The sequence below is a fragment of the Duganella sp. BJB476 genome (genome assembly GCF_003416895.1).
Classification (GTDB): Bacteria; Pseudomonadota; Gammaproteobacteria; order Burkholderiales; family Burkholderiaceae_D; genus Rugamonas.
Genome location: NZ_QVIO01000001.1, coordinates 2,058,665 through 2,079,282, shown reverse-complemented (window position 1 = coordinate 2,079,282; position 20,618 = coordinate 2,058,665). Strand labels below are relative to the sequence as shown.

Below are 20,618 nucleotides of genomic sequence, written 5' to 3'. Positions count from 1 at the left end.
CTGCTATTGCCAATATAAATTGGATTTATATACCGCGATGCAGCATCATTCACCTGTCTCCTCTATTCTCCTCCAAGGAAATAGACTTAGCCCGCTCCCGCAGCGGGCTTTTTTTTGCCCCTACGTCCCGGATCGGTTAAGATATTTTCTTTCGATCAACGTTTAGGCTCGCGCAACGTGACTCCTACCCAATTCAAGTTAATCGCCGCCGCCCTGGCCCTGGGTGGTGCATTGGGCGGAGGCGGGGCGGCCTACATCCTGACCCACCGGCCTAGCGCCGACGCCGGCGCCGAAGTGGCGCGGCCGTCGGCCTTGAAGGGCACGCAGCCGCACTGGAGCGCGCGCGTCACCTCCATCGCCGGCGACGGCATGCCGGGCGCGAACAACGGCCGCGGCCGCAGCACCCGTTTCGCCGATCCGTTCGGCGTGGTGGTCGACGGCGCCGGCAACCTGTACGTGGCCGACGGCGGCGACAACAACAGCATCCGCAAGATCGCCCAGGACGGCGCCACCACCACCCTGGCCGGCGCGGTTGAGGGTTACGCGGAAGGGGCGGGCAAGGCGGCCGCCTTCCACACCCCGTCCGGCCTGGCGATCGATGCCGCCGGCAACCTGTACGTGGCCGACACCGGCAACAACGCCATCCGCAAGGTCACGCCCGACGGCGTGGTCAGCACGCTGGCCGGCGACGGCCTGCCGGGAGACAAGGACGGCCGTGGCGCGGCCGCCCAATTCAACGGCCCGATCGGCATCGCGGTGGACGCGGCCGGCGTGGTCTACGTGGCCGATACCTACAACGACCGCATCCGCCGCATCGCCGCCAACGGCGAAGTCACCACCATCGCCGGCGGCGGTCGCGCCGGGGATGCCGACGGCGCCGGTGTGCAGGCGCTGTTCAACACGCCCACCGGCCTGGCGCTGAGCGCCGCCGGCGAGCTCTACATCGCCGACACCGGCAACCACGCGATCCGCAAGCTGGCCAAGGACGGCAAGGTCAGCACCGTGGTCCAGGCCAAGGACGGCGAGCGTGCGCCGCTGCTGCAATCGCCGGTCGGACTGGCGCTGACGCCGGACGGCTATCTCTACGTCAGCAGCAACGCCCACGGCCGCTTGGCCCAAGTCACCCCGGCCGGCGAAGTGCTGACGCTGGAAGACGCCGACCATCCGCCGCAGCCGGGCTATGGCTCCGACGGCAGCGTGCGCTTCTACGCGCCGCGCGGCCTCGCGCTGGCCAAGGACGGCTCGCTGTTCGTCACCGACGCCGCCACCTTCCGCCTGCACCACGTGGCCCTGGCGCTGGCCGGAGAGCCGGCCGCGCCGGAACTGCCCCTGTCCGGCGCGCCGGCACACGGCGCCACGATGCTGTGGCCGATCAAGCCGCAGGACAAGGCGCATGAAGTGGTCGGCCTGATGGGCGAGGTACGCGGCAACTTCGACGGCGAAAGCCGCGACCATTTCCATTCCGGGCTGGACGTGCAGGCCGCCATCGGCACGCCGGTGCTGGCCGTCACCGCTGGCAAGATCAGCGATCCGAGCGCCAGCTGGGGCTATGGCGAACTGTCGGAAGGCGTGGCGCTCGATGGCCTGCAATACATTCACATGCGCGTGGGACGCGGCACCAACGACAAGCCGCTCGACCCGCGCTTCCAGTTGTTGAAGGATGAAAAAGGCTTGCCATCCGCCGTGCGCGTCAAGCGCGGCACCCGCTTCCTGGTGGGCGAAACGCTGGGCACCGTCAACCGCATGGCGCACGTGCACCTGGACTACAAACCGAACGGCGACGCGCTCAATCCGCTGACGCTGCCGTTCGTCGACCTGGAAGACACCATCGCGCCGCAGATCCAGTCCATCGCGCTGGTCGACAGCAGCGGCAAGCCGCTCAAGGAAAAGGCCGACGGCCGCCTGCTGGTTCCGCGCGCCTTGGGCGAAGTGCAGATCGTGGTCGACGCCTTCGACCAGATGAACGGCAACCAGGCGCGCCGCCGCCTCGGTGTGTACAAGCTGGGCTACCAGTTGCTGAACGCCGACGGCGAGATCATTCCCGGCATGGAAGAGCCGCTGATTACGCAGTTGTACGACCGTCTGCCTCGCAACCGCGACGCGGTCAAGCTGGCCTACGCGGCCACCAGCGGCATCACCGTCCACGGCGCGGCGGAGACGCGTTTTTCCTACGCCATCAACAACACGCTGATCCACGGCAAACTGACGCCGGGCGGCTGGAAAGTCGGCGCCCTCGGCCCCGGCAACTACACGCTGCGCATCACGGCCGAGGACTACGCCGGCAACGCCGCCAGCAAGGGGCGCGATCTGCTGATCACCGTAGACTGAGCTACTTGCCGGAAAACGCTATACAATTGCCTTAAAAATAATTGAGGCATTTATGCAATTGCTGTTTTCACTGCTGGGCACGGAGATCCTGACCGCGCTCACCATGTTGTACCTGATGCTGGGCATGGCGTCGCTGGGCGTGGGCGTCAAGCTGCGCGCGCGGCCGCACAGCCAGCTGCGGGCGCAGGTCAATGCCTGGTGGTGGATCTTCCCGGTGGTCACAGTCAGCCTGCTGCTGCACCCGCTCGGCGCCACGCTGCTGGCGGTGCTGATCGGCCTGCTGGCCTTGCGCGAGTTGGCGCCGTTTGGCGGACGCGGCTTCGTGCCGCCGGCCGCCGTCGTGTTCGGCAGTGCGCTGTTCCTGCCTGCGACCATGGCGCTGGTGGCGCTACCGCCCGCCATCGCGGTCACGAGCATCATCTTTTTCCGCAGCCGCAGCCGGCCGGCGCTGGCGTGGCTGTTGTGGCTGGTGCTGTGCTACAGCTGCTGCTTCCTGCCTCTCTTCGACAGCCTGCCGCTGGAGCCGCATGTGCGGCTGGCCTGGCTGTTCTACCTCTACGTGCTGACCGCGTTGAACGACGTGGCGCAATTCATCAGCGGCACCATCTTCGGCCGCCACCGCATCGCGCCCGGCATCAGCCCCAACAAGACCTGGCAGGGACTGGCCGGCGGTGTGGTGGTCACCGGCGCGCTGTCGCTGACCTTGGGCCGCTACCTGCATCTGGCCGACGCCGTGCACCTCGCGGGCTTTGCGCTGCTGCTGTCGCTGGGCGGCTTCTGCGGCGACCTGATGTTCTCGGCCGCCAAGCGCGTGCTGGGCGTCAAGGACTTCTCGCAACTGATACCCGGCCACGGCGGCATCCTCGACCGCGTCGACAGCTTGGTGCTGACTGCGCCGCTGCTGTATTTCCTCATCACCTATTTCCTGGGACACTAAAATGAAAGCTGAACGCTCACTGGCCTGGCGCACCACCGAATCCGGCTTCGACTGCAAGGACGGCGTGCGCCTGTTCTACCGCGCCTGGCAGCCGTTGGCGCCGCGCCAGGACGGGCCGCAGCGCGCGCTGGTGTTCCTGCATCGCGGCCATGAGCATTCGGGCCGCATCCAGCCGCTGGTGGAGCAGTTCGGCTACACGCAGGACTGGGCCTTCGCCTGGGACGCGCGCGGCCACGGCTACTCGCCCGGCGAGCGCGGCGACGCGCCCAGCTTCGAGGCGTTGGTCGAGGATTTCGATACCTTCATCGCCCACATCGTCGCCACGCACGGCATCGCGCCGGAGAATATCCTAGTGGTGGCCAACAGCGTCGGCGCGGTGATCGCCGCCACCTGGCTGCACGACTACGCACCGCGCGTGCGCGGCGTCATCATGGCCGCCGCCGCGTTCGACATCAACCTGTACGTGCCGCTGGCCAAGCCGGCGCTGCGTTTCGCCCGCCGCTTCAAGCCGGAGCTGTTCGTGACCAGCTACATCCGCCCCGGCATGCTGACCCACTCGGCGCAGGAAGCGGCAGCCTACGCCGCCGATCCGCTGATCGCCAAGGCCATCTCCGCCTGTGTGCTGCTGGGCCTGGCCGACACCGCCCAGCGCATCGTGCAGGACGCCGCCGCCATCGATACGCCGGTGCTGATGCTCACCGCCGGCAAGGACTACGTGGTCAAGGAAGGCCCGCAGCAGGACTTCTACCAGCGCCTGTCGTCGCCGCTGAAGCGCTATGTGTACTTGCCGGAAGCCTTCCACGCGCTGTTCTACGAGCAGGACACCAGCGTGGCGCTGGAAGCGAGCCGCCAGTTCGTCGAGCAATGCTTCGAGCACGCGTTGCCGGCGCCGTCGCACTACCTGAGCGCGGACCGCGACAGCCACAGCGCCCGCCAGTACGCGGCCCTGCAAGCGGGGCAGAGCTGCGGCCCGCTGGCCAAGGCCTGGTTCGGCATGCAGCGCGTGATGCTGGGCATGATGGGACCGGTCAGCAATGGCATGAAGATCGGCCTGCAGCACGGCTTCGATTCCGGCGCCTCGCTCGATTACGTCTACCGCAACCAGGCCGGCGGCCGCTTCCTGTTCGGCGGCATCATGGACCGGGGCTATCTGGACGCGGTGGGCTGGCGCGGCATCCGCCTGCGCAAGCGCCAGTTGCAGCAGATGCTGGGCGAACGCATCGCCGCGCATGACGGCAAGACGCCGCTGCGGATACTGGACGTGGCCTGCGGCTCCGGCCGTTACGTGCTGGAGACGATCAAGCGCTTCCAGGACCGCGACATCGAAGTCACGCTGCGCGACTACACGCAACACAACCTGGACCAGGCGCGCGCGCTGGCGCAGCAGCTGCAACTGCGCGCCGGCATCGACTACCAGCTGCGCGATGCCTTCAGCGCCGACAGCTACCGCGCGGAGGAGGGCGAGTACGACATCGTCATCGTCTCCGGCCTGTACGAATTGTTCAGCGAGAACGCGCCGGTGGCCGCTTCGCTGCAAGGCATCGCTCGCGTGCTGCGCGCCGGCGGCCACCTGATCTACACCGGCCAGCCTTGGCATCCGCAGCTGGACATGATCGCGCTGACCCTGACCAGCCACCAGGGCAAGCCGTGGCAGATGCGTCCGCGTCCGCAGGCGGAGATGGATGGACTGGTGGCGCATGCGGGCTGCCGCAAGATCGCCACCCGCATCGGGCTGGAGGGGATATTTACGGTGTCGTTGGCGCAGAAGCCCGCAGCGCCTGCCGCAGGCGATTGACGACGGTCCACGCCGACAAGGCGATCACCAGCGCCAGGATGCCGTTCAGCAGCAGCGGGGCGGCGCCCCAGGCGACCAGCAGACCGAGCAGACCGAACCAGAAGGCGCGGTCGCTTTTGCCCATCGGCCCGTCGAAGCGCCGCGCCGCGCCCACGCTGAGCGCCAGCACGCCGGCAAACTCCGCCAGCAGCGCCGCCGCCACGGCCAGCACCACCAGCGGCGCGGGCAGCACCAGCATGAAGGGCAGGTACAGCGCCACGTCCGAGACCTGGTCGCAGATCTCGTTGAGCAGCGTGCCGAGGCGGGTCTTCTGGCCGGTGGCGTTGGCCAGCATGCCGTCGATGGCGTTGAGCGCCATGCGCAGCAGCAGGAAACCGGCCAGGCCGGCCCACAGGCCTGCGCATTGTGGCTGCATCGCCAGCGCCGCGCCGTAGGCCACCGACAGCAGCATCGTCGTCAGCGTGATCTGATTCGGCGTGACGCGGCAGCGCACCAGCGCGCGCATCAACGGTTGCAGCAGTTGCTGGAATTGGGGTTTCAACTGGTAGATCGAAAAACTCATTGCTGGTAGTGCTCCTTGTAGAGTTGGGCGATTTGGCGGCTGCGCCGGTAGCCCATGGCGCAGTGCAGGTAAATGGCGCGGCCCTGCGCCGCGTGGGCGCTGATGGCCGCCAGGATGGGACGGGCCGATTGCGCGTCCGGCGCTTGCAGGTCCAGCAGCGGAAAGTGATGATAGCTGCGGCCGCGCAGCGCCGGCGTCTCGCTTAGTTCATTGGACAGGTCGATGATGGCGCAATCGGCCGGCAGTTGCGCCGCCTCGGCCTCGGTCAGGCGGCGGCCTACCCACAGGCCCTCGCTGTGGCGCACGAATGGCGGCCGGTGGCGCTCATGCCAGCGCACCAGCTGCCAGGTCAGCAGATAGCCGCACAGGTAGGGCGCGTACAACAGCCAGATCCACAAGGGATAGCGGCCGTCGCGCTTGTGCAGGAAGGCCGCGTGATGGAGGTAGTAGGCGCGCGCCACCAGCAGCAGGCTGGCGCAAAGGTACAACCACCACAAGCCGCCCTGCGCGAACCAGGCCAGCGCCGCCAGTCCGGCCAGCACCGTGTAGCAGAACGCGACCGGTTTGCGGACGTCGCCGTCGGCCGGCAGCAGATGCAGCGCCAATGCGCCCAGCACGGCGCCGCCGGCGACATCGAGCGCGTGGTGCTGGTAGGTGAACACGGTGCTCATCGCCACCAGCATCAGCCACGCGGCCAGCGCGGCGCGCATGATCGCCGAGGTGACGGCGCTGCGCAGGGCAGCCCAGAAGATCAGGCAGTAGGCCACGTGCAGCGAGGGCAGCTGATTGTAGGGTTGGTCCACCGCCGCCAGTTGCGCGAACAGCCAGGCGGGCAGCGCGTCGTCGACGGCGGGGCGGGGCAGCGAGAAGCGCAGCGGCCAGGCGGCGAAGACCAGGCAGGCGACGACGGTGGCAAACGCGAGGCGGCGGCTCAGCGCCGACAGGCCGGCGCGGTCGCGCACCAGCAAAAAACTCAGTACGAAGAACAGGCCGGACGTCATGTACGGCAGCACCATCCACGGCAGGAAGGGCAGCGCCGCCTCCCACGCCATCGCGACGTTGCCCAGCTCCTGGTGGCGTTGCGCCAGGTAGTTGGTCAGCGGGTAGCAGACGCCGAACAGCGCGCCGTTCAGCGCAAGCTGGGTCACGCGTTGCTGCATGCTGGGTGCGGCATGCCGGTTCATTGTCGTCCTGTCCTTGTGAAAAACGTTGTAATTGGTGCATTATGTCACGCATGACCGACGCCGCGCGAGACCAACCAGACCAACCAGATCAACGCTACCAACGATGCATGGTGCTGGCCGGAGGCGGCTTCCGCTTCGGCTACTACCTCGGCATGCACGCGGCGGCCATCGACGCCGGCCAGGAGCCGGACCTGTTGCTGGCCACCTGTGGCGGCTCGGTGGCCGGCGCCATCATCCGCAACCTGCCGGATAGCGCGGCGCGCAAGGCCTGGCTGGCGTCGCCGCGGATGTACGAATTTTTCAGCGGCCTGCGCTCCGGCCCGCGCGCCACGCCGCTGCGGGCGGTGACCAGCATCGCGCTGCGGCGCTTGAACGGCGCGAGGGCGGCGCACATTCCAGACCTGTTCAACGACTACCTGTTCGAGATTCCGCCGGTGCTGCCGTTGCCGCCGGAGCCGATGCCGGCATCCGCGTCCGCGCCGGCGCTGGCCATCCTCGGCGGCAAGCTGCTGTTCGCTCCCGGCGAAGTAGGCCAGTTGCGGCAAGGCCGCGCTATTTATCGCGTCACCTTGTTCGGCGACGCGCGCATCGCCGCGCTGGCGGCCGGCCAGCCATCGGCCATCGGCCGTGACGGCTGGACCAACGCGGTCGCGCACGAGCTGGAGATCGACACCGCGATGCCTCTGGCCGACGCGGCCCGCATCTCGATTGCCGACATGGTTTATTTCCGCTGCCAATCCGCCGGCGGCGCCGACTACACCGGCGGCGTGATCGACCTGTTCCCGATCGAGCTGGCGCAATGCCTGGCGCAGCACATCAGCATGGAGATGAAGCAGTCCTACGACCAGTTCACCGCGATTCCCGCCTTGCGCTCGGTGTTCGGCTTCGACGCCAATCAGCGCCTGCGGCATGTGCACGGCCAGTCGGTCGATGTGTGGATCGATACCTCCGACGTCAGCGAGGCCTTGCGCGGCACCGGCGTCCAGAAGCGCATCGCGTGGCGCAACAATCGCGTGCAGTTGGTGGCGCCGGCTAGTTACGAACAATACGTGGCCGACGTGGAAACCCAATGGCTATATGGTTATCGGCGTGCGCAGGAGGCTTACGAGCTGGCCGCGCAAGGCCGCCAGACCGTGATGCGCAACGAAGATAAGCACAACAAGGCTTCCACATGAACGTCATGATCATCGGAGGCACCAGTGGCATCGGCCTGGGACTGGCGCAGCATTACTGGCGGCAGGGCGCGCGCGTCGCCATCTGCGGGCGGCATCCGCACAAGCTGGATGGTTCCCCGCTGTTGGAGGAGAAGCGCATCAGCGTCCACGCCTGCGATATCGCCGACCGCGCGGCGGTGGCGCGCACGGTGGCGCTGGTGGCGGCCGATGGCCTGGACCTGTTGATCGTCACCGCCGGCCAGTACACCGACGCCGCCGCGATCGCGCTCGACCCTTCCAGCACCTTGCCGGTGTTGCGGGTGAATGTGGGCGGTCTCGATCACGCCTTCAGCGCGGCCGCCGAGGCCATGATGGCGCGCGGGCAGGGCCAGTTGGTGGCGGTGGCGTCCATCGCCGGTTTGCAGCAGGACTATCCGGGCGGCTCTTTGTACAGTGCCAGCAAGCGCGCCGCCATCGCCATCTGCGACGCCTACCGCAAGGCGCTGGCGCCGTTCGGCGTCGACGTCACGGTGATCGTCCCCGGCTACGTCGACACCGCGCGCCTGCGCGAACTGAATGATGGCGACGCCGGCCGCAAGCCCTTCCTGATGTCCGAGCAGGAGGCGGTGCGGCGCATCGCCGCCGCCATCGCCCGGCGCGACGAGCGCTGCGTCTTTCCTTGGCAGATGCACGCCTTGGTCGGTATCTTCAATCGACTCCCGGTATTCCTCAAACGCGTCCGCAAAAAGTAAGTTGCACACGCTTGCGCGTCTTCGTTGACAAAAAATATTAATCAGAATATATTTTGAACATAGAATTGGAATCGTTTCCAATTCTAATCAGCGACACAGTCCGGGCCACGACCCGGTCGGCACGGAGACTGCAACAACAAGCGAAACGCCTTGTGGCGAAGGCGTCCCTGCGCCCTTTTTTTGCCGCGCCGGGCCGCGCCGCGCTCCATGCTCCCTGACCGCAAGCGGAATAGCCGGCATTGCCGGCGAAGGTGCGGACCGGACGGCCGTCCGGTTCGAAATGAGGAAGTATGGATACGAGGAGTCATACATTGTGAATAAACAGAAATTCGTTCTGTCCGCCGTTGCCGCCGGCATCCTGATGGCCTACGGCACGCAAGTGTCGGCCAGTGTCACCAGTCCCGTCATCGGCCCCTTGCTGTGGTCCGAGGAATTCAACGGCGCCACGCTCAACACCACGCTGTGGACGGCGGTGGATGGCAACGGCTGCCAGATCAACCTGTGCGGCTACGGCAACCAGGAGCTGGAGTACTACAGCCCCAACAACGTCTCCATCGCCAACGTGCCGTTCGAGCCGAACACGCGCGCGCTGGCGATCAAGGCGCAGAACCAGACGGTGGGCAGCAACGTCTTCACCTCCGGAAAAATCGGCTCCTTCGGCAAGGTGCAGGTGCAGTACGGCATGGTCGAGATCCGCATGGCGACGCCGCAGCTGGGCATCGGCCTGTGGCCGGCCGCGTGGATGCTGGGCGTGAGCCCGCAGAGCTGGCCGCGCAACGGCGAGATCGACATCCTCGAGATGGGCCACAAGGCCAGCAGCCGCGCGGCGGCCGGCAGTCCGACCCCGGCGATCGACAATTTCGCCGGCTCCAACGTCATCACCTGGCAGCAGGCCGCCTGCGTGCCGGGCAATGAAAGCTGCGCCGCTTCGACCGCGTGGCAGACCAAGAACTGGTACACGCCGAGCCAGTCGCTGGCGAACCGCTTCGTCATTTATCGCCTTTACTGGACCGATACGCAGATGCGCTTCACCGTGGTGGACAACGGCGTCGAGTACGACATGTACAACAATCCGCTGCCGGTCAATTCGACCGCGCTGCAATCGCCGTTCTACCTGCTGTTCAACCTGGCCGTCGGCGGCAACTTCACCGACGCGGCCGCGCCGGGGCAGGTGACGGCGCCGCTGCCGGGCACCATGTACGTCGACTATGTGCGCGTGTACCAGCTGGACGGCAAGGGCACGGTCAAGCTGGGCAGCCAGACCACGCCGGAGGTGGGCAAGTTCGGCGTCTTCACCGACAACACCGTGGTCAACAACAAGCTGGTGGCGGGTACCAGCTCCGACGTTTTTGTGTGGAACAACGCTTCTGTCACGCCGGGCAACCTGCCGCCGTATGAAGGCAGTAATGTGATGGCGTGGAGCTTCAACACGCCGGGCCAGTGGTTCGGCGGCAGCGTGGAATCGCGCCAGGCGCGGGACATGAGCAACTTCCGCAACGGCACCATGAAGCTGAAGATCAAGATTCCGGCCAACGTTGCCTTCACGGTGGGGGTGCAGGACACCTACACCAACCAGAACGCGGTCAAGTTCCCGGCCAACGCCACCACGTACGGCCTGGTGCGCAATGGCGACTGGGGCACGGCGACCATCCCGGTGGCCGACCTGGCCGGCAGCAAGATCGCCCTGCAGTCGATGCTGGACCTGTTCCAGATCGCCAGCGACGGCGCCGCACTGCCGAGCTCGGCGTTCCAGATGGCGATTGACGATATCGTCTGGGATACCGGCGTGCCGACTCCGACGCCCACGCCGACTCCAACCCCAACGCCGACTCCGACGCCAACCCCCACGCCGACACCAACTCCGACGCCCACCCCGACCCCGGCCGTGCAGCAAACCAGCGCGACCATGCTGAAGTTCTCACTTGCTTCCAGTAGCTGGGCGGACGTGCACTACACGGTCAACGCCGGTGGCCAGATGAACGTGCGGATGACGCAAAGCGCCGGCATCAACAGCTACACCGCGAGCGGCCTGAAGATCGGCGACGTGGTGAACTACAGCTTCACCTACTGGGATACCGCCCATAACTACGCTGTCGACACCGCGCAGCAAAGCTATACCATGAAGTAAGTCAACGTGGGGTCAAGTCTGACATTCGGACACGAGTTCAACCGTGGCAGCCCGCTACTGCCGAGCTTGTGTCCGAATGTCAGACTTGACCCCCATTGGTTTTGGAAACAACGCCATTCTGTCGCCCTTTAAAAATGCCACAATGCAGAGCAGGATATCGGGTACAATTATTTGAACGATCGTGCTTTTTTAGCGGGGTCATAAGAATATGGAGACAGCATGGATTTGAACTACACGGCGGCGGATCTGGCGTTTCGTGACACGGTGCGCGCCTTTCTCGACGCTAACCTGCCCAGCGATTTGCAGAAGAAAGTCCGCAACCACCTGCGCCTGAGCCGCCAGGATTATGTGCGCTGGCATCAGATCGTCGCCAAACAAGGCTGGGCCGCGCCGGCCTGGCCGGTCGAGCACGGCGGTCCGGGCTGGAGCGCCACCCAGCGCCACATCTGGGAAGAAGAGTGCGCCCGCGCCGGTACCCCGCCCATCCTGCCGTTCGGCGTCAACATGGTGGCGCCGGTCATCATGGCCTTCGGTAACGAGGCGCAGAAGGCCCACTATCTGCCGCGCATCCTCAGCTGCGAAGACTGGTGGTGCCAGGGCTACTCCGAGCCCGGCTCCGGTTCCGACCTGGCGTCGCTGAAGACCACCGCCGAGCGTTCCGGCGACCACTACATCGTCAACGGCCAGAAGACCTGGACCACGCTGGCCCAGCACGCCGACATGATCTTCTGCCTGGTCCGCACCGATTCCACCGTGCGCAAGCAGGAGGGCATCTCCTTCCTGCTGATCGACATGAAGACGCCGGGCATCACCGTGCGACCCATCATCATGCTGGACGAAGACCACGAGGTGAACGAAGTCTTCTTCGACAACGTCCAGGTGCCGGTGCAAAACCTGATCGGCCAGGAAAACAAGGGCTGGACCTACGCCAAGTACCTGCTGGGCCACGAGCGCACCGGCATCGCAGCGGTCGGCCGCTCCAAGCGCGAACTGCTGTTCTTGAAGAAGATCGCCTCCGAGCACTACAAGCACGGCAAGCCGCTGCTGCAAGACCCGGTCTACGCCGCCAAGGTGGCGAGTCTCGAAATTGAATTGATGGCGCTGGAAACCACGGTGCTGCGCGTGATCACGCGCGAATCGCACGCGCCGGGACCGGAGGCGTCGCTGCTGAAGGTGCGCGGCTCGGAGATCCAGCAGCTGCTGACCGAGCTGATGGTCGAGGCGCTGGGCCCGGACGCGCTGCCGTTCGACACCGACTACCTCGAAGGCAAGGCCGACCACGCCGTCACCGGCGACGACGCCGCCGCGCCGCTGGCCGGCTACTACTTCAATTTCCGCAAGACGTCGATCTACGGCGGCTCGAACGAGATTCAGAAAAACATCATCACCCAGATGATCCTGGGACTGTAAGGGGCAGCGATGGATTTTAATTTGAAAGAAGAACAGCAGCAGTTCGCCGACGCGCTGCGCCGCTGGGTCGACAAGGATTACGGCTTCGACGTGCGCCAGCGCATCGTGCATTCGCAGAGCGGCGTCTCGGACGTGGCCTGGAGCACGCTGGTCGAACTGGGCATGACGGCCTTGCCGGTGCCGGAAGAGCAGGGCGGCTTCAACGGCAGCGCGGTCGACCTGTGGGTGGTGATGCAGGAGATCGGCCGCGGCCTGGTGGTCGAGCCATATTTCGCCACCGTGTGGGGCGCGCAATTCCTCAAGCTGGCCGGCAACCAGCACCACTTGCTGGAGGAAGTCGCCAGCGGCGAACTGAAGCTGGCCTGCGCGCTGGGCGAGAAGCATGCGCGCCATGAGCTGTCGGACATCAAGACCATCGCCAGCATCAACGGCGAAGGCTACCGCATCGACGGCACCAAGACCGTGGTGATCCACGGCGCCCAGGCCGGCGCGTTGATCGTCTCGGCCCGCAGCGCCGGCGCCCAGCGCGACACCAACGGCATCAGCCTGTTCGTGGTGCCGGCCGATACGCCCGGCGTGATCGTGCGCGACTACCGCACCATCGACGGCCAGCGCGCCGCCACGGTGCAGTTCAGCCATGTGGCGGTGCCGGCCTCGGCGCTGCTGGGCAAGCTGGGCGGCGGCTGGGAGATGTTGGACGAGGCGGCCGACTACGGCGCCAGCCTGCTGTGCGCCGAAGCGGTGGGCGCGATGGACGCGCTGTTCGCCGCCACCCTGGACTACCTGAAGACGCGCAAGCAGTTCGGCACGCCGATCGGCGGCTTCCAGGCCTTGCAGCACCGCATGGCCGACATGTACATCCACCTGGAGCAGGCCCGTTCGATGGCGATGCTGGCGGCCGCCCGCATGTCCTGCGGCGACGCCGAGGAGCGCCGGCGCGTGGTGTCGGCGGCCAAGGTGCGGGTCGGGCAGGCGTCGAAGTTCCTCGGCCAGCAGGCGGTGCAGCTGCACGGCGGCATGGGCGTGACCGACGAGCTGCCGGCCGCGCACCACTTCAAGCGCCTGGCGATGATCGAGGTGAGCCTGGGTGATGTCGACCATCACCTGGAGCGCTTCATCGCCCAGCGCGGCTTCCAGCAGCATTCCTGATGCGCAGCTTCGCCAACCTGGCGGCCATGAAGGCCGAGATCGGCAATGAGGTGGCGGTGTCGGACTGGGTGGCCATCACCCAGGCGCGCATCGACCTGTTCGCCGACGCCACCGGTGACCACCAGTGGATACACACCGACGCCGAACGGGCGGCGCGCGAGTCGCCCTACGGCGCCACGGTGGCGCACGGCTTCCTGACGCTGGCGTTGCTGCCGGCGCTGCTGGTCAACGCGCTGCACATGGTGGACATGACGATGGGCCTGAACTACGGTCTGAACAAGGTGCGCTTTCCGGCCCCGGTGCCGGTCGGCAGCCGGGTGCGGGCGCGGCTGACCATCGCCGCCATCGACGATATCGCCGACGGCGCCCAGATCCTGTGGGGCGTGGTGATCGAGCGCGAAGGCGGCGACAAGCCGGTCTGCGTCGCCGAGTTCGTGATGCGCCGCTACTGAGCCCGACCCCGGCGTCCGCTGTGCGGGGTTAGGGCGCCAGCGCCGCACAGTGGCGGTCGCGCCCGCCCTGTTTGGCCAGGTAGAGCTGGCTGTCGGCGACCCGGACCGCGGCGTCGGCGCCGCTGGCGTCCAGCGGCGGCAGCGCCGTGCAGATGCCCAGGCTGGCCGAGACGTGCGGCGCGGTCGGCGAGGCGGCGTGCGGAATGGCCAGCCCGCGCACCTCGTCGAGGATGCGGCGCGCCACCACGTCGGCGCCTTCCGCCCCTTCCTGCGGCAGCAGCAGGATGAATTCCTCGCCGCCGTAGCGGGCCAGCAAATCCTGCGGCCGCGCGGCGCAGCGCGCCATCGCCGCGCTCACCTGTTGCAGGCACAGGTCGCCCGCCTGGTGGCCGTAATTGTCGTTGTAGAGCTTGAAGTGGTCGATGTCGATCATGATCACCGACAGCGGCAGGCCGGCGCGCGCGCAGCGCCGCCATTCGGCCTCCAGCGCGTCGTTGAAGCTGCGGCGGTTGGCCACGCCGGTCAGGCCGTCGGTCATGCTCAGCTCGCGCATGGCGTCGGCCTGGCGCTTGATGGTCAGCTGGCTGCGCACGCGCGCGCGCACCACCGCCACATTGAAGGGCTTGCTGATGAAGTCGACCGCGCCGGCCTCCAGCGCGCGGGTCTCGTCTTCCGGCTGGCTCAGCGCGGTGACGAAGATCACCGGGATGTCCTGCAGCCGCGGCGAGTTGCGCAGCGCCGCGCACACCGCGTAACCGTCCATGCCGGGCATCACCGCGTCCAGCAGGATCAGGTCGGGTTGCTGCTCGAGCGCCACTTCCAGCGCCTTCTCGCCGTCCAGCGCGAACAGCACGTCGTGCTCGTCGCGCAGGGCGTGATGCAGGATCTGGATGTTTTCCATGGCGTCGTCGACCACGAGTATGCGTCCATTCCTGGCCAGGTTGGTCCAGCTCATGCACTGTCCTTTCGTTGCAACATATCGTCCACCATTTTTTGCGCAACTGTGAAATTCAGCGTCTCGACCGCTTCCGCCAGCGCGCCGGTCTGCGCCGTCGCCGCCAGCGCCGGGCGCAGCGCCCGGAAGTGTTCCAAGGCTTTCAAGTTGTTATTCTGAAGCAAACACTGTAACTCCGCCAGCTTTTGCGGCAAGTCGTGTGTCACAGTGTTGCTCGGCAGAACATCCGGCGCCGCCAGCTGGCGGGCGGCGGCCGTCAGCCGCTGCAGGGCGGACTCCAGCTGCTCCAGCGCGGCGTGCAGCGCGGCCGGCTCGGGGGCTGCGTGGTGCAGCACGGCTTCGACGTTGGCGGTCAGGCCGGCGATCTGGGTCGCGCCCAGGTTGGCGGCCACGCCGCGCAGCCGGTGCAGGCTTTGCGCCGCCTGCTGTGGCTGGCCGGCCGCCAGCAGCGCCCGCACTTCGGTGACGGTGTCGCCCTGCGACTGTTCGAAACGCTTGAGCAAGGCCACCAGCGCGTCGGCGTTGCCGCCCAGCCGCGCCAGCGCCGCGTCCAGGTCGACGCCGGGCAGCGCCGCCAGCGCGGCGGCGTTGTCACCCAGCCGGGCCAGCGCGGCGTCCGCGGCGGGCGCCGGCGCCGCCTCGGCCGCCTCCGCGGCCACGGCCGGCGCGGCATCCGGCGCGCCCGCCGCCCCGGCGCTTCCGTGCACCAGCCGGGTCAGCGCGGCGATCATTTCCTCGACGTCGATCGGTTTGGCCACATGGGCGTTCATGCCGGCCTGGTCGGCGCGGCGGCGGTCGTCCTCCATCACGTTGGCGGTCATGGCGACGATGGGCAGCCGCGCCAGCGCGCCGCCGGCCGCGCGGATCGCCACCGTGGCGTCGTAGCCGTTGAGCACCGGCATCTGCACGTCCATCAGCACCACGTCGCAGCGCTGCGGATCGGCCAGCAGCAAATCGACCGCCAACTGGCCGTTGGCCACCGTCTCGACGCTGGCGCCGGCGTGGTGCAACATGTATTGCGCCACCTCCTGGTTGATTTCATTGTCCTCGACCAGCAGCACGCGCATGCCGGCCAGCCGCGCGTGCAGCGGCGAATGCTCGCTCAGCGGCGCCATGCCGGCGTCGCGGTTGTCGCCCCCCAGCAGCGAGGCGACCCGCTCCAGCAGGCGCGCCGGGCTGACCGGCTTGGACAGCATGCCGGCCGCGCCCAGGCCGCTGCACTGCTGGGCCTGTGCTGCGACCACGTGTTCGGACGCCATCAGCAGCACCGGCGGCAGCGGCTGGCCGGCCTGCAGCCAGTCCTGCAGGGCGGCGCCGTCCGGCGTCGGCAGGTGGCAGTCCAGCAGCATCAGGCCGTAGGGCTGGCCCAGCTGCTGGCGTTCCTGCAGCAGGGCCAGCGCGGCATCGGCGTCGGCGGCGCCGCTGGCGACCCAGCCCAGGTGGTCGCAGGCGCGCAGCAAGGCTTGCCGCACGCTGGCGTTGTCGTCGACGATCAGCACCGCCAGGCCGGCGGCCACGGGCGGCGGCGCGGCGGCCGGCGCGCCGCATTCGAGCGGGCAGGTGAACAGGAATTCCGAGCCGGCCCCGGGCTCGCTGCTGACCTCGATCGCGCCGCCCATCATGTCGGCCAGCTGGCGGCAGATCGCCAGGCCCAGGCCGGCGCCGCCGAACTGGCGGCTGGTGCTGCTGTCGGCCTGCGAGAAGGCGCCGAAGATCAGGGCTTGCTGTTCCGGCGTGATGCCGATGCCGGTGTCGCGCACGCGGAATTCCAGCAACATGGCCCTTAAACCCGGCGCGTCCGGCTGCGGCGGCGGGACGGCGCCCGGCGCCTGCCGCACCTGCAGCACCACCTCGCCGCGCTTGGTGAACTTGATGGCGTTGCCGATCAGATTGAGCAGCACCTGTTGCAGCCGCATCGGGTCGCCCGCCAGCTCGGCCGGCAGGCCAGGGTCGATGTCGTAGACCAGCTCGATGCCCTTGTCGCAGGCGCTGCCGCTGACCAGCACGCTGATGCTGCTGAGCACGCGCTCCAGGCTGAAGCTGGCGTGCTCCAGCACCAGCTGGCCGGCCTCCACGCGCGAGAAGTCCAGCACGTCGTTGACCAGGCCCAGCAGCGATTGCGTGGCCAGCTGGATCTTGTCCAGGTAGCCGCGTTCGCGCGGCGCCAGCCCGGCTTCCTCCAGCAGGCGCGCCAGGCCGATGATGGCGTTCATCGGCGTGCGGATCTCGTGGCTCATATTGGCCAGGAATTCGCTCTTGGCGCGGCTGGCGGCCTCGGCGCGGTCGCGCGCCAGCACCAGCTCCTCGTTCAGTTCCTGCAGGTGCAGTTCGGTTTCCTTGAGTTCGCTGACGTCGGACACCAGCACGAAGAAACCGCTCACCAGGCCGCCCTGGTCGACATCCGGGATGTAGTTGACCCAGGTGTGGCTGAGCTCGCCCGACGGCCAGCGCAGCTGGTCGGCGAAGGCTTGCGGCTGGCCGGCCAGCGCGCCCCGCACAAAGGGCGCGCTGACGGCGTACTGGGCCTCGCCCAGCACCTCGGGCATGTGGGCGCCCAGCATCTGCCCGGTGCGGCGGCCGTGCCATTCGAGGAAGTAGCGGTTGGCGAAGCGGCAGCGCAGGCCGGCGTCCCAGTAGGCCACCATGCCGGGCAGGTTGTCGGTCACGGTGCGCACGAAGTGCTCGCTCTGCGCCAGCTGCGCCACGGTGGCGCGCAGCGCCTCCTTGGCGGCCTTGCGCTCGGTGATGTCGAGCGAGATGCCCAGCACGTGGGTGGCGGCGCCGAGCTCGTCGCGCAGCGCCACCTTGCGCGTGGTCAGGTAGCGGGTCTGGCCGCTGGCGTCGGTGATCGGCTCCTCGGCGATCTCGGTCACCTCGCCGGCGGCCGAGGCCAGCACCCGGCGGTCGGCGGCCGCGAAGAAGTCGGCCTGGGCGGTGGGCACCAGGTCGTAGTCGCTCTTGCCGATGAAGGCCTCGCCGGGGCGGCCGAACATCTGCGCGCCGTGGCGGTTGAACAGCTCGTAGCGCAGGTCGGCGGCGCGCTTCAGGAAGATCATCGCCGGCATGTTTTCCAGCATCGAGCTGAGCAACTGGCGCGAGCGCCGCAGTTCCGCCTCGGTCCGTTTCAGCTCGCTCACGTCCATCAGCAGGGCGGTGATGCCGATGATGCGGCCGTCGGTGCCGAACTGCGGATAGTAGCTCAGCACCCAGTAGCACAGCTGCTTGGGCGAGGCGGCCGGGTAGCCCGAGCGCTGCAGGCCGGTCAGCGGCCGGCCGCTGTCGAGCACGGCGCGGTAGTCAGCCAGCACGCTGCGCCGCACCTCGGGGTCGGGAATCATCTCGCCCACGTGGCGGCCCAGGTGGGCGATCACCGGCTGGTCGTTGAGCGCGGCCAGGTAGTCGTTCAGGCGGACGAAGCGCAGCTCGTTGTCGACATAGCTGAGCCCGACCGGCGCGGTGGCGTACAGGGTTTCCAGCTGGGCGCGGTTTTTTTCCAGCTGCATGGTGCGTTCGGCCACCAGCTGTTCAAGCTGGGCCTGGTTGCGGCGCAGGTCGCCCTCCAGCGCCAGGAAAGCCTGGCCGACCTCGCTCGCTTCGCGGAAGGTCAGCGCGCCCAGCGTGAAGGGGCTGCCGCTGGCCAGCGCCTGGGCCGGCCCGACCAGCTCGCGCACCGAGCGGGCGATGCGGCCGCCGACCCACCAGGCCAGCGAAAAGCCGGCCAGCAGCAGCGCCGTCATGGTCAGCGAGATGGTGGTGACGGAGTCCAGCAATTCCTGCAGCGCCTGGTGCTGCGGCGTGGCGATGGCGATGGTGACGCGGCTGACCGGCGCCCGGCTGAAGCCGAAGTAAATCGGCGTGCCGTCGGCCGCTTCGGTCGACAGCAGGGCTTCGCCGGTGGTGCGCAGCTGGGTCCGCATCGCTTCTTCGGCCGGGCGCGCCAGCAGCTGGCGCCGGCCGCCGGCCTGGGCGACGAACATGCCTTCGGTGTCGTACAGCGACATGGCCTGGTGCTGGCCGATTTTCTCGTCGCCCAGGATGCTGGCCAGCCGTTCGGGCTTGAGCAGCGCGGTCAGGGCGTAGCTCAGGTGGTTGTCGAGCATGACCGGCACATCGATCGCCAGCAGGCCCTGGCCGTCGACGGTGAGCATGGTCAATTGCGGCCGCGATTGCGCGTACAGCAGCGCCAGGCGGCGCCGGTTGTCGGCGTTGCTGAAGTTGGCGGGCAAGTCCGGGCCCAGGTGCAGCGCGACCTTGCCGGCGGCGTCGCTGAGCAGGAAGTGGGCGACCGGGAATTGCGGGCCGAGCAGGGCGGCGGCCTGGACGCGCAGCGCCGCCAGGTCGCCGCTGTGCAGGCTGGGCGAGGCGGCCAGCGCGCGCACCGCGCTGTCCGCCTGCAGCAGGTCGCGGTCGATGGCGGCGGCCACCAGCCGGGCCGACTGCCGGGTGTCTTCCATCAGGGTGTCGCGTTCGCGCTGGTAGAACTGGCTGACCACGGCGCCGAAGCCGACCACCGTCGGCAACGCGCAAGCCAGCACCAGCAGCGCGATCTGCGAGCGGATGGAGGGCAGGCGTGGACGTTTTGACAATGGCACGTAGTGGACCCCGGCGGCGGCGGCCAGCATCGGGCTGGCAGCACGATAGTAGCCGACGCCGGCCGTTTCAGAAAGCGATTTTGTCCACTACAGGCAACGGTCAGATCGGCTTGCCACAGGCGTAGCTCCAGCCCAGCTCGGCCATCGGGCGCGCCATGCGGCCCGATTCCAGCGCCTGGGCGCTGGCGGCGGTGCCGTCGACATAGCGTTTCATGATGCCCTGCATGATGCTGGCCAGGCGGAACATATTGAAGGCCAGGTAGAAATTGAAGTCCTCCAGCCGGATGGTCTTGCCGGTGCGCGCGGCGTAGCGGGCGATGTAGTCCTGCTGCGAGGGGATGCCCAGCGCCGCCAGGTCCAGCCCGGCGATGCCGCGGAACTGGCCCGGTTCGATGTGCCAGCTCATGCAGTGGTAGGAAAAGTCGGCGAACGGGTGGCCCAGGGTCGACAGCTCCCAGTCCAGCACCGCCAGGATGCGCGGCTCGGTCGGGTGGAACAGCATGTTGTCGAGGCGGAAGTCGCCGTGCACGATGGCGGTGTCTTCGCCGGGCGGGATATTGCCGGGCAGCCAGGCGATCAGCCGGTCCATCGCCTCGATGGTCTCGGTCTGCGAGGCCAGGTATTGCTTGCTCCAGCGCTCGATCTGGCGCGCGAAGTAGTTGCCCGGCTTGCCGTAGTCGGCCAGGCCGATGGCCGCGTAGTCGACCGTGTGCAGCTGCGCGATCACGCGGTTGAGTTCGTCGTAGATGGCGGCGCGTTCGTCCGGCGTCATGCCGGGCAGGGCCTGGTCCCACAGCACCCGGCCTTCGACGAATTCCATCACGTAGAAGGCGCGCCCGATCACCGCCTCGTCGGTGCACAGCGCGTACTGGCGGGCGGCCGGGAAGCCGTGCTTGCTCAGCGCATCCATCACGCGGTACTCGCGCTCGATGGCGTGCGCCGACGGCAGCAGCTTGGCGGCCGGCGCCGGCTTGGTGCGCAACACATAGTGCTGGCCGCCGATGCTGAGCTTGTAGGTGGGGTTGGACTGGCCGCCCTTGAACTGTTCCACGCTCAGCGTGCCGTCCGGGTAGCCGGCCACGTGCTGGCGCAGATAGGCGTCCAGCGCCGCCACGTCGAACTGGTGGCGCGCCGACACCGCCTTGGTGCCGATGAATTCTTCGAACATGCTGTCTCCCGCTGTTGTGTGTATCAGCTATTCTAGTCCAATAATAGTACGC

General features: G+C 67.7%; 14 protein-coding genes. 9 read left to right on the top strand and 5 right to left on the bottom strand.

The annotated features are described in order from the left end of the window. Nucleotides 1-177: 177 nt before the first annotated feature. The 3 genes from D0T21_RS09095 to D0T21_RS09085 are packed head-to-tail and all read left to right on the top strand — an operon-like array spanning nucleotide 178 to nucleotide 5,060. Complete coding sequence (locus tag D0T21_RS09095; protein WP_229211394.1) at nucleotides 178-2,328, top strand: gluconolaconase; 2,151 nt, start codon at nucleotides 178-180, stop codon at nucleotides 2,326-2,328. Nucleotides 2,329-2,380: 52 nt separating this feature from the next. Continuing rightward, nucleotides 2,381-3,265, top strand: coding sequence for a phosphatidate cytidylyltransferase (locus D0T21_RS09090; protein ID WP_116991003.1), 885 nt, complete (start codon nucleotides 2,381-2,383; stop codon nucleotides 3,263-3,265). Nucleotide 3,266: 1 nt separating this feature from the next. Continuing rightward, nucleotides 3,267-5,060, top strand: coding sequence for a bifunctional alpha/beta hydrolase/class I SAM-dependent methyltransferase (locus D0T21_RS09085; protein ID WP_116991002.1), 1,794 nt, complete (start codon nucleotides 3,267-3,269; stop codon nucleotides 5,058-5,060). Here the strand turns inward: D0T21_RS09085 and D0T21_RS09080 are convergent. Next, the gene (locus D0T21_RS09080; RefSeq protein ID WP_116991001.1) at nucleotides 5,011-5,622 is read right to left on the bottom strand and encodes a CDP-alcohol phosphatidyltransferase family protein; all 612 of its coding nucleotides are present in this window, start codon (nucleotides 5,620-5,622) and stop codon (nucleotides 5,011-5,013) included. The two genes, D0T21_RS09085 and D0T21_RS09080, sit on opposite strands and share 50 nt — an antisense overlap. Continuing rightward, nucleotides 5,619-6,806 (bottom strand): phosphatase PAP2 family protein, encoded by a 1,188-nt coding sequence (locus tag D0T21_RS09075; RefSeq protein ID WP_116991000.1) that lies wholly within the window; start codon nucleotides 6,804-6,806, stop codon nucleotides 5,619-5,621. The genes D0T21_RS09080 and D0T21_RS09075 overlap by 4 nt, the downstream gene beginning before the upstream one ends. A gap of 107 nt (nucleotides 6,807-6,913) precedes the next feature. Here D0T21_RS09075 and D0T21_RS09070 point away from each other — a divergent pair, with 107 nt between their 5' ends. The 6 genes from D0T21_RS09070 (at nucleotide 6,914) to D0T21_RS09045 (ending at nucleotide 13,851) form a co-directional block, all read left to right on the top strand. Continuing rightward, on the top strand, nucleotides 6,914-7,981 hold the full coding sequence (locus D0T21_RS09070; protein ID WP_229211393.1) for a hypothetical protein: 1,068 nt from the start codon (nucleotides 6,914-6,916) through the stop codon (nucleotides 7,979-7,981). Continuing rightward, nucleotides 7,978-8,712, top strand: a complete 735-nt coding sequence (locus D0T21_RS09065; protein ID WP_116990998.1) for an SDR family oxidoreductase — start codon at nucleotides 7,978-7,980, stop codon at nucleotides 8,710-8,712. Before D0T21_RS09070 ends, D0T21_RS09065 begins: the two co-directional genes overlap by 4 nt. A gap of 313 nt (nucleotides 8,713-9,025) precedes the next feature. Continuing rightward, the gene (locus tag D0T21_RS09060; RefSeq protein ID WP_116990997.1) at nucleotides 9,026-10,840 is read left to right on the top strand and encodes a family 16 glycosylhydrolase; all 1,815 of its coding nucleotides are present in this window, start codon (nucleotides 9,026-9,028) and stop codon (nucleotides 10,838-10,840) included. Between the two features lie 219 nt (nucleotides 10,841-11,059). Continuing rightward, a complete protein-coding gene (locus D0T21_RS09055; RefSeq protein ID WP_116990996.1) occupies nucleotides 11,060-12,250 on the top strand; it encodes an acyl-CoA dehydrogenase family protein in 1,191 nt (396 codons plus the stop codon). A gap of 9 nt (nucleotides 12,251-12,259) precedes the next feature. Next, complete coding sequence (locus D0T21_RS09050; RefSeq protein ID WP_116990995.1) at nucleotides 12,260-13,399, top strand: acyl-CoA dehydrogenase family protein; 1,140 nt, start codon at nucleotides 12,260-12,262, stop codon at nucleotides 13,397-13,399. Beyond that, nucleotides 13,399-13,851 (top strand): MaoC family dehydratase, encoded by a 453-nt coding sequence (locus D0T21_RS09045; protein WP_116990994.1) that lies wholly within the window; start codon nucleotides 13,399-13,401, stop codon nucleotides 13,849-13,851. The genes D0T21_RS09050 and D0T21_RS09045 overlap by 1 nt, the downstream gene beginning before the upstream one ends. A gap of 28 nt (nucleotides 13,852-13,879) precedes the next feature. Here the strand turns inward: D0T21_RS09045 and D0T21_RS09040 are convergent, their stop codons facing one another. The 3 genes from D0T21_RS09040 to D0T21_RS09030 all read right to left on the bottom strand — a co-directional run bounded on the left by D0T21_RS09040 (nucleotide 13,880) and on the right by D0T21_RS09030 (nucleotide 20,566). Next, nucleotides 13,880-14,806 carry a diguanylate cyclase domain-containing protein gene (locus D0T21_RS09040; RefSeq protein ID WP_116990993.1) on the bottom strand — a complete coding sequence of 309 codons (927 nt, stop codon included), beginning with the start codon at nucleotides 14,804-14,806 and terminating at the stop codon, nucleotides 13,880-13,882. Beyond that, entirely contained in the window at nucleotides 14,803-19,398 is a 4,596-nt protein-coding gene (locus D0T21_RS09035) for a PAS domain-containing protein (RefSeq protein WP_229211392.1), read from the bottom strand. The genes D0T21_RS09040 and D0T21_RS09035 overlap by 4 nt, the downstream gene beginning before the upstream one ends. A gap of 100 nt (nucleotides 19,399-19,498) precedes the next feature. Further along, nucleotides 19,499-20,566 carry a phosphotransferase gene (locus D0T21_RS09030; protein WP_116990991.1) on the bottom strand — a complete coding sequence of 356 codons (1,068 nt, stop codon included), beginning with the start codon at nucleotides 20,564-20,566 and terminating at the stop codon, nucleotides 19,499-19,501. Nucleotides 20,567-20,618: the final 52 nt, after the last annotated feature.

Coding starts and splice junctions, on each gene's coding strand:
- D0T21_RS09090 (WP_116991003.1), top strand. CDS start 2,381: ATGCAATTGCTGTTTTCACTGCTGGGCACGGAGATCCTGACCGCGCTC.
- D0T21_RS09085 (WP_116991002.1), top strand. CDS start 3,267: ATGAAAGCTGAACGCTCACTGGCCTGGCGCACCACCGAATCCGGCTTC.
- D0T21_RS09080 (WP_116991001.1), bottom strand. CDS start 5,622: ATGAGTTTTTCGATCTACCAGTTGAAACCCCAATTCCAGCAACTGCTG.
- D0T21_RS09075 (WP_116991000.1), bottom strand. CDS start 6,806: ATGAACCGGCATGCCGCACCCAGCATGCAGCAACGCGTGACCCAGCTT.
- D0T21_RS09070 (WP_229211393.1), top strand. CDS start 6,914: ATGGTGCTGGCCGGAGGCGGCTTCCGCTTCGGCTACTACCTCGGCATG.
- D0T21_RS09065 (WP_116990998.1), top strand. CDS start 7,978: ATGAACGTCATGATCATCGGAGGCACCAGTGGCATCGGCCTGGGACTG.
- D0T21_RS09055 (WP_116990996.1), top strand. CDS start 11,060: ATGGATTTGAACTACACGGCGGCGGATCTGGCGTTTCGTGACACGGTG.
- D0T21_RS09050 (WP_116990995.1), top strand. CDS start 12,260: ATGGATTTTAATTTGAAAGAAGAACAGCAGCAGTTCGCCGACGCGCTG.
- D0T21_RS09045 (WP_116990994.1), top strand. CDS start 13,399: ATGCGCAGCTTCGCCAACCTGGCGGCCATGAAGGCCGAGATCGGCAAT.
- D0T21_RS09040 (WP_116990993.1), bottom strand. CDS start 14,806: ATGAGCTGGACCAACCTGGCCAGGAATGGACGCATACTCGTGGTCGAC.
- D0T21_RS09030 (WP_116990991.1), bottom strand. CDS start 20,566: ATGTTCGAAGAATTCATCGGCACCAAGGCGGTGTCGGCGCGCCACCAG.